This is a genomic window from Streptomyces sp. NBC_00691, from assembly GCF_036226665.1.
Taxonomy (GTDB): domain Bacteria; phylum Actinomycetota; class Actinomycetes; order Streptomycetales; family Streptomycetaceae; genus Streptomyces.
The window spans coordinates 5,770,841-5,783,081 of record NZ_CP109007.1 but is presented as its reverse complement, the minus strand read 5'-3'; the positions used below and the strand labels follow the sequence as shown (position 1 = coordinate 5,783,081).

General features: G+C 71.8%; 14 protein-coding genes. 1 reads left to right on the top strand and 13 read right to left on the bottom strand.

Translation table 11 applies throughout. From position 1 onward, the window contains the following. Window positions 1-20 precede the first annotated feature (20 nt). A complete protein-coding gene (gene tsf / locus OG392_RS26300; RefSeq protein ID WP_329283526.1) occupies window positions 21-857 on the bottom strand; it encodes a translation elongation factor Ts in 837 nt (278 codons plus the stop codon). Between the two features lie 102 nt (window positions 858-959). Then, window positions 960-1,889, bottom strand: coding sequence for a 30S ribosomal protein S2 (gene rpsB, locus OG392_RS26295; RefSeq protein WP_329283524.1), 930 nt, complete (start codon window positions 1,887-1,889; stop codon window positions 960-962). Window positions 1,890-2,142: 253 nt separating this feature from the next. On the opposite strand from rpsB, the gene OG392_RS26290 reads away from it, so the two are divergent. Further along, window positions 2,143-2,619, top strand: coding sequence for a murein hydrolase activator EnvC family protein (locus tag OG392_RS26290; RefSeq protein ID WP_329283522.1), 477 nt, complete (start codon window positions 2,143-2,145; stop codon window positions 2,617-2,619). An 81-nt stretch (window positions 2,620-2,700) separates the two neighbouring features. On the opposite strand, the gene OG392_RS26285 is transcribed toward OG392_RS26290, so the two are convergent. From OG392_RS26285 to lepB (OG392_RS26235), 11 genes are all read right to left on the bottom strand, one after another. Then, window positions 2,701-3,252: a TetR/AcrR family transcriptional regulator gene (locus tag OG392_RS26285; protein ID WP_329287466.1), complete on the bottom strand. Its 552-nt coding sequence runs from the start codon at window positions 3,250-3,252 to the stop codon at window positions 2,701-2,703. 72 nt (window positions 3,253-3,324) lie between these two features. Then, complete coding sequence (whiG, locus tag OG392_RS26280) at window positions 3,325-4,161, bottom strand: RNA polymerase sigma factor WhiG (RefSeq protein ID WP_187623028.1); 837 nt, start codon at window positions 4,159-4,161, stop codon at window positions 3,325-3,327. Between the two features lie 239 nt (window positions 4,162-4,400). Continuing rightward, window positions 4,401-5,612 (bottom strand): DNA-processing protein DprA, encoded by a 1,212-nt coding sequence (dprA, locus tag OG392_RS26275; RefSeq protein WP_329283520.1) that lies wholly within the window; start codon window positions 5,610-5,612, stop codon window positions 4,401-4,403. Then, on the bottom strand, window positions 5,609-7,222 hold the full coding sequence (locus OG392_RS26270) for a YifB family Mg chelatase-like AAA ATPase (protein WP_329283518.1): 1,614 nt from the start codon (window positions 7,220-7,222) through the stop codon (window positions 5,609-5,611). The genes dprA and OG392_RS26270 overlap by 4 nt, the downstream gene beginning before the upstream one ends. Before the next feature lies 1 nt (window position 7,223). Beyond that, a complete protein-coding gene (locus OG392_RS26265) occupies window positions 7,224-7,589 on the bottom strand; it encodes a YraN family protein (RefSeq protein WP_329283516.1) in 366 nt (121 codons plus the stop codon). A gap of 108 nt (window positions 7,590-7,697) precedes the next feature. Continuing rightward, complete coding sequence (locus OG392_RS26260; protein ID WP_005311352.1) at window positions 7,698-8,006, bottom strand: DUF2469 domain-containing protein; 309 nt, start codon at window positions 8,004-8,006, stop codon at window positions 7,698-7,700. A 55-nt stretch (window positions 8,007-8,061) separates the two neighbouring features. Continuing rightward, window positions 8,062-8,613: an NUDIX hydrolase gene (locus tag OG392_RS26255; protein WP_443054881.1), complete on the bottom strand. Its 552-nt coding sequence runs from the start codon at window positions 8,611-8,613 to the stop codon at window positions 8,062-8,064. Beyond that, a complete protein-coding gene (lepB, locus tag OG392_RS26250; RefSeq protein ID WP_329283514.1) occupies window positions 8,610-9,386 on the bottom strand; it encodes a signal peptidase I in 777 nt (258 codons plus the stop codon). The genes OG392_RS26255 and lepB (OG392_RS26250) overlap by 4 nt, the downstream gene beginning before the upstream one ends. A 74-nt stretch (window positions 9,387-9,460) precedes the next feature. Beyond that, complete coding sequence (gene lepB / locus OG392_RS26245) at window positions 9,461-10,408, bottom strand: signal peptidase I (protein ID WP_329287463.1); 948 nt, start codon at window positions 10,406-10,408, stop codon at window positions 9,461-9,463. Continuing rightward, entirely contained in the window at window positions 10,377-11,372 is a 996-nt protein-coding gene (lepB, locus tag OG392_RS26240) for a signal peptidase I (RefSeq protein ID WP_329283512.1), read from the bottom strand. The genes lepB (OG392_RS26245) and lepB (OG392_RS26240) overlap by 32 nt, the downstream gene beginning before the upstream one ends. Beyond that, the gene (gene lepB, locus OG392_RS26235; RefSeq protein WP_329283510.1) at window positions 11,365-12,186 is read right to left on the bottom strand and encodes a signal peptidase I; all 822 of its coding nucleotides are present in this window, start codon (window positions 12,184-12,186) and stop codon (window positions 11,365-11,367) included. The genes lepB (OG392_RS26240) and lepB (OG392_RS26235) overlap by 8 nt, the downstream gene beginning before the upstream one ends. Window positions 12,187-12,241: the final 55 nt, after the last annotated feature.

The following is a 12,241-nucleotide window of genomic DNA, read 5'->3' as shown; positions in this document are numbered from 1 at the left end:
CGTCGCGTTCGCGTACGGACTCAGATGCCGACCTTGATGCGGGTGAAGCGCTTCAGGGTGACACCGGCCTCGTCCAGGATCTGCTGGACGGACTTCTTGTTGTCAAGGGCGTACGGCTGACCGAGCAGCGTCGCGTCCTTGAAGAAGCCGTTCACGCGACCCTCGACGATCTTCGGGAGCGCGGCCTCGGGCTTGCCCTCGGCGCGGGTGGTCTCCTCGGCGACGCGACGCTCGGTCTCGACGACCTCGGCCGGAACGTCCTCACGGGTGAGGTACTTCGGCGCGAAGGCGGCGATGTGCTGGGCGACACCCTTGGCGACGGCGGCGTCGGCCTTGTCGAACTCGACGAGGACACCGATCTGCGGCGGGAGGTCCGGCATCGTGCGGTGCATGTACGCGAAGACGAAGCCGTCGGCGTACTGCGCGAAGCGGTCCAGGACGATCTTCTCGCCGAGGTTGGCGTTGGCCTCGTCGACGAACGCCTGCACGGTCTTGCCGGCCTCGATCTCGGAGGCGAGCAGCGCCTCGATGTCGGCCGGGGAGGTGGCGGCGACGTGAGCGGCGAGCTGGTCGGCGACGGCCTGGAACTTGTCACCCTTGGCGACGAAGTCCGTCTCGCACTTCAGCTCGACGAGGACACCGGAGGTGTTGTCGTCGGCGATGAGGGAGACCACGGCGCCGTTCTCGGCGGAGCGGCCCTCGCGCTTGGCGACACCCTTCTGGCCCTTGATGCGCAGGGCCTCTACGGCCTTGTCGACGTCGCCGTCGGCCTCGTCCAGGGCCTTCTTGCAGTCCATCATGCCGGCGCCGGTGAGCTCGCGGAGCTTCTTGACGTCAGCGGCGGTGTAGTTCGCCATGAGTCTGTTTCTCTCTCGAAGTCTGAAAGATCGGGCGGGTCCACGGGTGGACGGCGGGGGCTTCGTGGGCCCCCGCCGTCGTCACCCGAAGGTCCTGAAGGGTCAGGCCTGCTCGGCGTCCGCGGCCGGAGCCTCGGCAACCTCGGCAGCGGCCTCGGCCGGGGCGTCGGCGGCCTCGGCGTCGGCGACCTTCTCGGTCTCGGCGGAGGTCTGGACCTCGGCGGCCTCGGCGGCCTCGGCGGAGGCCTCCTTCTTCTCACCCTCGAGCAGGTCGCGCTCCCACTCGGCGAGGGGCTCGCCGGCGGCCTTCTCGCCCGGCTTCGAGTCACCGGTCGCGGCACCGGAACGGGCGATGAGGCCCTCGGCGACGGCGTCGGCGATCACGCGGGTGAGCAGGGTGACGGAGCGGATCGCGTCGTCGTTGCCCGGGATCTTGTAGTCGACCTCGTCGGGGTCGCAGTTGGTGTCGAGGATCGCGACGACCGGGATCTTCAGCTTGCGCGCCTCGCCGACGGCGATGTGCTCCTTCTTGGTGTCCACGATCCAGACGGCGCTGGGCACCTTGGACATCTCGCGGATACCACCGAGGGTCTTCTCCAGCTTGGCCTTCTCGCGCGAGAGCACGAGAAGCTCCTTCTTGGTGAGACCGGAAGCGGCGACGTCGTCGAAGTCGATCTGCTCGAGCTCCTTGAGGCGCTGCAGACGCTTGTAGACGGTCGAGAAGTTGGTGAGCATGCCACCGAGCCAACGCTGGTTGACGTACGGCATGCCGACACGCGTCGCCTGCTCGGCGATGGCCTCCTGGGCCTGCTTCTTCGTACCGACGAACATGATGGAGCCGCCGTGGGCGACGGTCTCCTTGACGAACTCGAAGGCGCGGTCGATGTACGACAGCGACTGGAGCAGGTCGATGATGTAGATGCCGTTGCGCTCCGTGAAGATGAAGCGCTTCATCTTCGGGTTCCAACGACGGGTCTGGTGACCGAAGTGGACGCCGCTCTCCAGCAGCTCCCGCATCGTGACGACGGCCATGGCCATCTCCTTGGGTTCTCGGTTTGTGTTCCTGACGCCCCGACGCGCCATGCCCGCAAGGGACCGAAAGGCGCTGCCACGACCGGTGAGGGGAGTGGCGGGGCGTGCGAAGTCGACCCGGTGACCCGGGTCGCCATAGAAAGTGTACGGGACCCCGGGAGCAGCGGGTGACGGCGATGTCCACAACCGCCGGGCGGTCCACAGAAACCGTCGGTGGCTCCCGCGAACCGGGCGTGCGCGGGAGCGTTCTCCCATGCACCTCACGGCACTGCTTATGACCCTCGGCCTGCTCTGGCCGGTCGGCCCGCCGCCCCCGGAGATCCTCCGCGGCTGGCAGCCACCGCCGGGCCCCTACGCGGCCGGCCATCGCGGCGTCGACCTGGCCGCCCCACCGGGCACCCCGGTGCTGGCCCCGGTCGCGGGCACGGTCACCTTCGCGGGGCCGGTCGGCGGGCGCGGAGTCCTCACCCTCACCCTGCCGGGCTCGGGCACTCCCCCGCTGCGGACCACTTACACCCCGGTGACTCCGCTGGTGGAGCCCGGTACGCGGGTGACGGCCGGCACCCCGATCGCCCGGGTCGCCCCCGGCACGCACTGTCCGGAGGCCTGCCTCCACTGGGGCCTCCTGAGAGGCGACCGGTACCTGAACCCCCTGCTCCTGACCCCACGCCCGCCGTCCCGCCTGCTGCCGGTGCCGCCGGTGCTGCCCGTGCCGCCGGTCGAAGGGTGACCGGGGCGGTGGGGGTCGTCGCGACGATCACCGGGGCCGGAGCGGTCGTGGCGTGCGGGGCAGGGGCCCGTGTGCGAGTGATCAGGCCGGGGTGGTGCCGTTGACGCCGTGGAGGGCCATCGTGACCGCCGCCTCGGCGATCTCGGCAGGGTCCTCGGCCGCGCCGAGCTCGACGCGGCGGACCGCGGCGTCGACGACGCCCTGGAGGAGCATCGCACCCAGGCGGGGCTGGGGCTGGCCCAGGGCGGCGAGGGCTTCGACGATCATGGCGACCAAGCCTCCGTGGGCCGCGCGGATCTTCTCGCGGGCGCCGTCGTCGAGCTCGCTCGCCGAGATGGCGACGACCGCGCGGTGCCTGCGGTCGCCGACGAGCTCCAGCTGCTTGCGGACATAGGCCTCGACCTTGCCCTGCGGGGTGTCCGCACCGTCCATGGCGACCTCGACCTCGGCCGCCCACACGGGGAAGTCGACGGCGCACAGCTCCTCGACGACGGCCGCGCGCGATCGGAAGTACTCGTACACCGAGGAACGGGCCAGGCCCGTGCGCTCGGCGAGTGCGGGGAAGGTCAGCGCCTCCGTCCCGCCCTCGGACAGCAGGGCGCGCGCGGCGTCCAGGAGGGCGCCGCGCTGCATCGTCCGGTGCTCGGCCACCGAGGCCGCTCGAATCCTGGGCACGGCTCCACTGTACGACCGGCTCGCGCCGGGTCAGCGTCCGACGTCGGCCAGCTTGGCCCGGAGCTGGAGGACGGACTTGGTGTGGATCTGGCTGACGCGGCTCTCGGTCACGCCGAGGACATGGCCGATCTCGGCCAGGGTGAGGCCCTCGTAGTAGTAGAGCGTGACGACGGTCTTCTCCCGCTCGGGGAGCGTGTTGATGGCACGGGCCAGCAGTCGGCGCAGCTCGCGGTCCTCGGCGACCTCGACGGGATTGTCCGCCGCGGTGTCCTCCAGGGTGTCCATCAGGGAGAGCCGGTCGCCGCCCTCGCCTCCGACGTGCAGCAGCTCTTCGAGGGCGACGACGTTCGCCAGGGACAACTGGCTGAAAACCGCGTGCAGTTCCTCCAGCGTGACGTCCATCTCCGCGGCGACCTCGGTCTCGGAGGGAGTCCGCCGGAGCTGGGCTTCCAGGGTGGCGTACGCGCGCTCGACGTTGCGGGCCTTCTGGCGGACGGAGCGCGGGATCCAGTCGAGGGCGCGGAGTTCGTCGATCATGGCGCCACGGATACGGGTGATGGCGTACGTCTCGAACTTGATCGCGCGCTCGACGTCGAACTTCTCGATGGCGTCGATGAGGCCGAAGACGCCGGAGGAGACGAAGTCGGCCTGCTCCACATTGGACGGCAGGCCGACGCTGACCCGTCCCGCGACGTACTTGACGAGGGGCGAGTAGTGCAGGATCAGCTGCTCCCGCAGCCGCTCGTCGCCCGTGTCCTTGTACGACCGCCACAGTTCGTCGAGGGAGGTCGGTGCGGGTGGTCGCACGGCGCCCCGGGCTGCTGGGGGCACCGCAGCGCGGTCAGACCCGGAGGTGTGCTGGGGCATGCGTTGCCTTGAGCCGTTCTGCTGTCGGGTGTGTCGGTGCGGGTGTCCTGGACGGAATTCTGGTGAGCGTAGCGTGAGTGCGCGGTCGCGGTGCGCGAACATCGGCGGATCGCGCCGGTCCGGGTGGACGCCGTCGGCCACATCTTCGAACCCGGGCCGTGGCGCGTGTCGGCCCCTCGGGTGCGACCGAGAGAACTCGATTGTTCATCGCCATCACCCTTTCACCCGAATGCTCCAGGTCAAGTACCGCCTCGCCGCGCGTTCGACGCGGGTGTCGTCGTGTTCGTCAACTGCCAGCCCTCTCCGTGTCGTTCGACGAAGCCGAGGGAGTGGAGTTCGTACAGCCTGGCGAGGGTGTCCTCCGGAGTGGTTCCGGCGCGACGGGCGATGACGGTCGCGGGGGTGGGGCCGCGGGCGGGGATCGCCTCGAGGATGTGGGCCGCGGCCGGCGCGAGGAGGTCGCGCGGGAGGACGGGCCCCCGGCGCGCCGGAGCGAGCTGCCCCATGTCGCCGACGAGTTCGACGATCTCGTCGGCGTCGGTGACGAGAGCGGCGTCGCCCCGGAGGAGTTCATGGACGCCGGCGGAGAGCGCGCTGGTCACCGGGCCGGGAACGCCCATGGTGTGGCGGCCGAGGCGGGCGGCGGCCCGGGCAGTGACGAGCGAACCGCTGCGGTGCTGGGCCTCGACGACGACGGTGCCTCGGGTGAGGGCGGCGATGACCCGGTTGCGGAGGATGAAGCGGCTGGGGGTCGGATGACTATCGGGCGGCAACTCCCCCACCACCAGGCCCTGTTCGGCGACACGGCGGATGAGCTGGTCGTGGCCGCGGGGATACGGGGTGTCGACGCCGCAGGCGAGGACGGCGACGGTGGCTCCTCCCGCGGCGAGCGCGCCGCGGTGGGCGGCGCCGTCGATGCCGTAGGCGGCTCCGGAGACGACGACCCAGCCCTTCCGGGCGAGGCCGGTGGCCAGGTCGGCGGCGGTGTGGGCGCCGTACGGCGTGCAGGCGCGGGCGCCGACGAGCGCGACGGAGCGGAGGGCCCAGGTGCGCAGGTCGGCGGGGCCCCGGACCCAGAGGCCGAGCGGACGGGTGTCACCGAGGTCGTCGAGCTGGCGGGGCCATTCGATGTCGCCGGGGACGAGGAAGCGTCCGCCGAGGTCGTGGATGGCGGCGAGGTCACGGGCGGGATCGGCGGCGGTGGCGCGGAGTCGCCACGAGGCGACCCGTTTCGCTCCGGTGCCCGGGAAGGGGTCGGCGCCCCCGCCCCCGAGGGGAGCGGGCGTGGCGCCGAGGAGCCGGTCGAGGAAGCGGGTGGCTCCGTAGCGCCGGAGCCAGCGGCCGGCGTGCTCGTCGCCGGGTTCGACGGCGCGGCTGAGCGCGGCCCGCGCCAGCCGCTCGTCCAGGGACGCGGAGCCCGGGGTACCGGGGCGGGGTTCGGGGGTGCTCACGCGGGGTCCCCCGCTCCGACGGGCACGCCGCGGGCGATGCCGGTGCGCATTTCCAGGGCGAGGGCGATGTCCTCGTGGTCGGGGCGGTCGTGTCCGGCGAGGTCGGCGACGGTCCAGGCGACGCGGAGGACCCGGTCGAGACCGCGGGCGGTGAGGAGTCCGCGCTCGATGTCGCGTTCGGCGGTGGCGAGGGCTCCGGGGGCGGCGAGGTAGCGGGTGCGGAGTTCGTGTCCGGGGATCTCGCTGTTGACGTTCCAGGGGGTGTCGGCGAGGCGTGCCGCGGCGCGGTCACGGGCCTCGCGGACGCGTGCGGCGACGGCCTCGGTGGTCTCGCCCCGGCCTCCCTGGCCGAGGAGGTCGGATCGGGTGACCGGCTCGACCTCGACACGGAGGTCGACGCGGTCGAGGAGGGGTCCGGAGAGACGAGCCTGGTAGCGGCGGACGAGGGCGGCGGGGCATTCGCAGCCGGCGCCGTGCAGGGTATGGCGTCCGCAGGGGCAGGGGTTGGCGGCGAGGGCGAGGAGGAAGCGGGCCGGGAGGCGGACGACTCCGGCGGCGCGGGCGATGACGACGTGCCCGGATTCGAGGGGCTGACGGAGTGCGTCGAGGGCCTTTCCGGAGAACTCCGGGGCCTCGTCGAGGAAGAGGATGCCCCGGTGGGCGAGGGAGACGGCGCCGGGCCTGGGCAGTCCGTTTCCGCCTCCGACGAGGGACTGCATGGTGGCGGAGTGGTGGGGCGCGCAGTAGGGGGCGCGGCGGACGAGGGGTTCGCCGGGCGGCAGGATGCCGGCGACGGAGTGGACGGCGGTGACCTCGAGGGACTCCTGCCGAGTGAGGGGCGGGAGGATGCCGGGCAGACGCTCGGCCAGCATGGTCTTCCCGGCGCCGGGCGGGCCGGAGAGCAGGATGTGGTGGCTGCCGGCCGCGGCGACCTCGAGGGCGCGGCGGGCTCGGTGCTGTCCGGCGACGTCCGCGAGGTCGGGGCCGTCGGCGGGGTCGGCGGCGAGACCGGCCCCGAGGCCGGCGCCGGGGACGAGGAGCCCGGCGAGCATGGCGTCGGGCCGGCCGGCCTCGGTGGGTTCCTCCTCGGGGACGGGTTCGTCGGTGAGGACGGCGATGAGCTGACGCAGGCTGCGGACGCCGAGGACGGAGACCCCGGGGACGAGGGCGGCCTCGCCCGCGGTCTGTTCGGGGACGACGACCTGGCTGTACCCGGCGTCGGCGGCGGCGAGGACGGCGGGGAGGATGCCGCGGACGGGCCGGACGCGTCCGTCGAGGCCGAGTTCGCCGATGAGGACGAGGTCGGCGATGGCCCGCGGGTCGACGCGCTCGGCGGCGCCCAGGACGGCGGCTGCCACGGCGAGGTCGAATCCCGATCCGCCCTTGGGTACGGACGCGGGGCTGAGTCCTACGGTGAGCTTCTTCTGGGGCCACTCGGCACCGGAGTTGACGACGGCGGCGCGGACCCGGTCGCGGCTCTCGGTGAGGCTCTTGTCGGGGAGGCCGACGAGGGTGAAGGCGGCGACGCCGGGTTCGAGGTCGGCCTGGACCTCGACGACGACGCCTTCGACGCCGACGAGGGCGACGGAGCAGGTGCGGGCGAATCCCATCTCAGGCCACCCCCTGGGCGTGGGTGAGGACCGCGGCGCCTCGGCGGGGCAGGACGATGCCGATGAGGTCGATGCGGACGCCGCCGGGCGGGGCCGGGATGCCGTTGCGGTCGATCCAGCAGGCGGCGAGGCGGCGGAGCCGGTCCGCCTTCCGGGGTGTGACGGCGGCCATCGGGTGTTCGTACGCGCCGTCACGCCGGGTCTTGACCTCGCAGATGACGAGGGTGTCGCCGTGGCGGGCGACGATGTCGATCTCGCCGGTCCGGCCGCAGCGCCAGTTGCGGGCGAGGATGTGCATGCCGGTCGCGGCGAGCAGGCGGGTGGCCAGCTCTTCTCCGTACCGTCCGAGTGCCTGGGTCCTGTTCATGCGATACCACCTCCGTCACCGACAGTGACGGAGGTGGTGGGATCGCGTGCGGCGCTGTGGACGGCCGAGGGGCTGTGGAGAACCCGCTCACTCTCGCGGGTGAGGTGGTCAGCTGCCGGGGAGTTCGAGGTCGCTCTTGTTGAGCTCCTCGATGTTCACGTCCTTGAAGGTGAGAACCCGGACCTGCTTGACGAACCTCGCCGGTCTGTACATGTCCCAGACCCAGGCGTCGGCCATGCTGACCTCGAAGAAGACCTCGCCCTGGACCGAGTGCACCTGCATCTCGTAGTCATTGGTGAGGTAGAAGCGCCGCTCGGTCTCGATCACGTATTTGAACAGCCCGACGACATCGCGGTACTCCCGGTAGAGCTTCAGCTCCATCTCGGTCTCGTACTTCTCGAGGTCCTCGGCGCTCATGGCATGTTCCCCTTCAGCCGTGCGTCCCCCTATTGTGCGCCAGGCGGACGCGCCCCTAAACGATTTCCGGGGCGAGAACCACCGGTGCACGCGGAGGTCCCTCGACGAGCAGCGTGCGCAGCAGCTCGGCGAGTCTGGTCGGGTACACCGTCTCACGGGCCGCGGACAGTTCGGCGGAGGTCCACCATCTGAGGCCCGCGAGGCTGCGGCTCTCCAGCTCGGTGAGGGCCTGGGGCCGGGGCGCCGCCTCGGTCCTCCGGGTGCGGGCGAGGTAGTACCACTCGTCCTGGTCCCAGCGGCGCCCGTCGAAGGGGAACGAGCAGTACCGCGTCCAGAGCACGGGCCCGAGGTCGATGTCGGTGATGCCGGTCTCCTCGGCGAGCTCGCGCAGGGCCGCCTGCTGCCGGGTCTCGTCGCCCTCCAGGCCGCCGCCGGGCGTGAACCACCAGGTGTGCTCGGGCTGATCGGGCTCGTATCCGTGCAGGAGGAGGATGCGGTCGTCGGGGTCGAGCAGGACGACCCGGGCGACCCGCCGGGCCTCCACGGGCACACCGTGACCCGGCCCGGCGCCGGGCCCCGGTGTCGCACGTGCCGCGGAGTCCGTCATGTACCCACCTTCTCCCGCGCCCCGGGAGTGGTGCCCGTCGGCCGGCGCTTCGTCAGCCGGCCCACCCGCCTCACCACCGGCCCGTATGCTCCCCCGGCCAGGACCAGCACGGCTCCGGCCGCGATCGCGCCCAGGAGGGGCATGACGGGTCCGGGCTCCGAGATCCCGCCGGGAAGGCCGGCGAAGCCCGTGGGGCGGTCCAGGAGGCCCTTGGCGGGCCAGACCACGGCGTCGACCCTGGCGACCACGGAGGAGCGGGGCACGGAGCCCTGCCCGGCCTCCTCCATGTGCGTACGGGAGTCGAGCGAGGTGTGCCGGTCGTCGCCCAGGAGGAAGAGGTTGCCGGCCGGGACGGTCACGGAGAACTCCGTACCGGAGGCGATGATCCGGCCTCCGGGTCCGGGCCGCAGATAGGGCTCGTCGACGGGCTTGCCGTCGACGGAGAGGCGGCCGTCCGCGTCGCAGCAGGCGACGGTGTCGCCGCCGACGGCGGCGACCCGCTTGACCATGGGCGCGTTGCCCCAGAGGGGGTCGGTGAAGACGACGACGTCGCCGCGCCGCACCTCGTCGCCGTCGACGCGCTGGGCGAGGATCTTGGATCCGACGTCGAGGGTGGGGGTCATGGAATCGGTGGGGACGGAGTACGGCTGGTAGAGCAGCGCTCCCCAGACGAAGCCGCCGAGGAAGAGCACACAGCCGACGGCCACGGCCAGCCCCGACAGCGCGCTGCCGAGGCGGCCGTGGCCGCCCTTGGTCCGTATGTTTCCGCTCATGTGCGCACCCCGTAGGTCTGTCGGCGGACCGTTGGTCTCTCGACGGTCCGGGACGGCACCCTACCCGCGGGTCGCTACTCGGCGGTATGCCGTGCGGCGACCTTCTTCCGACGCCACAGGACCAGCGGGAGCGCTCCGGCGAGGCCGGCCGCGCCGAGCGGGGCGGCGCCCAGCGCCTTGTTGAGCGCGGGGTTGTCGAAGATGTCCGGCACCGGGAGGGTGGCCCAGCGCGTGACGGGCCAGGCGATCACGACCGCGCGACCCACGACCTCGTCGTTGGAGACGGTGCCGCCACCGGGGAGCTGCTGGTGGAAGCGGGAGTCGAGGGAGTTCTGGCGGTTGTCGCCCATGACCCAGATGCGGTTCTCGGGGACTTTGATCGGGCCGAAGGAGTCCTGGCAGGGCACGGAGCCGGGGTAGAGGTACGAAGTCTCGTCCAGCGCCACGCCGTTGAGGATGACCTTGCCACCCTCCTTGCAGGACACGGTGTCGCCTCCGACGGCGATGACCCGCTTGATGAGGTCCTTCTCCTCGGCGGACGGCATGAGGCCGATGAAGCTGAGGAACTTCTGCACCACGTTGGGCGTGGGGGTCTCCTGGCCCTCGAGCCAGCCGCCCGGGTCGTGGAAGACGACGACCTCGCCGCGCTCGGGCTCGGAGCCGAACCAGGGGGTCAGCTTGTCGACGAGCACCCGGTCACCGCGCTGGAGGGTGTTCATCATCGATTCCGAGGGGATCGAGAACGCCTGTACCAGGAAGGTCTTGATCAGCAGGGCGAGGACGAGCGCGATGCCGACGAGGAGCGGCAGTTCCTTCCAGAAGGAACGCTGCTTCTTCGGGCCCCGGTCCGAGCCGTCCGCCGTCCCGTCGCCGTCGTCCGGCGTCCCACCGTCCGGCGCCCCGCCACCCGGCGGCTGCGCCTGCCCGTCATCCGTCACGTCGTCACCCGTCGTGTCATCGCCGAAGGCCCCGCCGGCCCTCTTGTCGGGCTCATCGTGTCCGGATCGTGCGCCGACGGCCAAATCCCCCACATCCACTCCTCAGTCCGTGCGATCGCCTGCCCCGGAACAGGGACAGGCCCACCACTCCCATAACGAGCAGAAGTTCCGCAGGGGTCGGGAGCCCGGGGAATCCGTTGAGATTCCGCTGGGACACAGTATGCGACGCACCGAGTGCGGTCCCGGAACCCGCACGGGCGTCCGGTACGGCGGCGAACGTCGCGCGCTCCTCCAGGCTCCGCCAGTGCGCGAAGGGCCAGGCGATCACCACGGCACGGCCCACGACCTGCTCCTCCGAGACGGTGCCGTGGTCCTTCTCGTCGAGGTGGTAGCGGGAGTCGGCCGAGTCGGAGCGGTGGTCGCCGAGCACGAAGATCCGCCCCTGCGGGACCTTCACCTCGAAGGGGATGGTCGACGGCTCGTTGCCCGGGTGGAGGTACGGCTCGTCGAGCGGTACGCCGTTGACGGTGAGCCGGCCGTCCTTGCCGCAGCAGCGGACGGTGTCGCCGCCGACGGCGACGACCCGCTTGATGAGGTCCCGGTCGTCGGCGGAGGGCAGCAGTCCGATGAAGGTGAGGGCCTGTTTGGCCTGCTTGACGCCGACCGGGTCGTCGGCGGGAGGCGCGGCCTCCTGCTGGAGCCAGTTTCCGGGGTCCTTGAAGACGACGACGTCGCCGCGCTGCGGGCGGGAGCCGAACCAGGGCGTGAGCTTGTCGACGAGGACCCGGTCGGAGATGCGGATCGTCTGCTCCATGGAGCCGGAGGGAATGACGAACGCCTGGACCAGGAAGGTCTTGAGGACGAGCGCGATGAGCACGGCCACGGTGATCAGAATGGGGATCTCGCGGATCGCCGAGCGCTGCCGGCGACGCTTGACCTTGCGGGCGAGCCTGCGCCGCTCGGCGCGGCCCGGCAGGGGCGCGGTCTGTTCGGGTCCCTGGTCGGGCGCGCGTCCGGCGCCGCCCGGCGGCCGTCCCCGGCTACCCACGGGGCGCCGTCCCGTGTCCGCCGGCCGGCGCGGTCGGTACGGCGTCGAAGGCGTGGGTCTCCTGGACCGTGGACCAGCGGCCGAAGGGCCAGGCGATCCAGTCGGCGCGGCCGATGACCTTGTCGACCGGCACCATGCCGCCGCCGGGATCGCCGAGATGGTCGCGGGAGTCGCTGGACTGACTGCGGTGGTCGCCCATGACCCAGAGCCTGTCCTGCGGGACGACGATGTCGAAGGGCACGCCGGAGGGCTGGTCGCCGAACATCACGTAGCGCTCCTCGACGGGGACGCCGTTGACGGTGAGACGGCCGTTCCTGTCGCAGCAGACGACCCGGTCGCCGCCGATGCCGACGACCCGCTTCACGAAGTCCGTCTCGTCGGGTTCGGCGAGCCCGAGGGCGGCAGCCCCGTCGTGCAGGAGTCCGGTCACGGGGTGGTCCCGGGGCTGTTCCCGGACGAAGGATCCGGTGCCGTCGAAGACGACGACGTCGCCCCGGCCCGGCTCAGTGCCGAAACGGTACGCCAGCTTGTTGACCAGGATCCGGTCGCCGACCTGGAGGGTCGGTTCCATGGAGCGGCTGGGGATCAGGAAGGGCTGCATCACGAAGTGGCTCAGGAGCAGCAGGAAGGTCACGCAGGCGGCGCCCACGAAGGCCGTGCGCCGCCAGGAGGAGGCGCTCCTCGTACCCCCGGCGCCGGCGGTGTCCTCCGTGTCCCCCACGTCGTTCACGCCCTCGGAAACGCGCGCGGAGCGCGACCCGTCCTCCGTCGTGGAAGAGGGGTCGCGCTCCGTGTGCTGTGCTTCGGTGTCCATCGCTGGCAGAGCCTATCCGGACTGCCTGTGCGAGGGCTCGGAAGCGTCGAGCGTG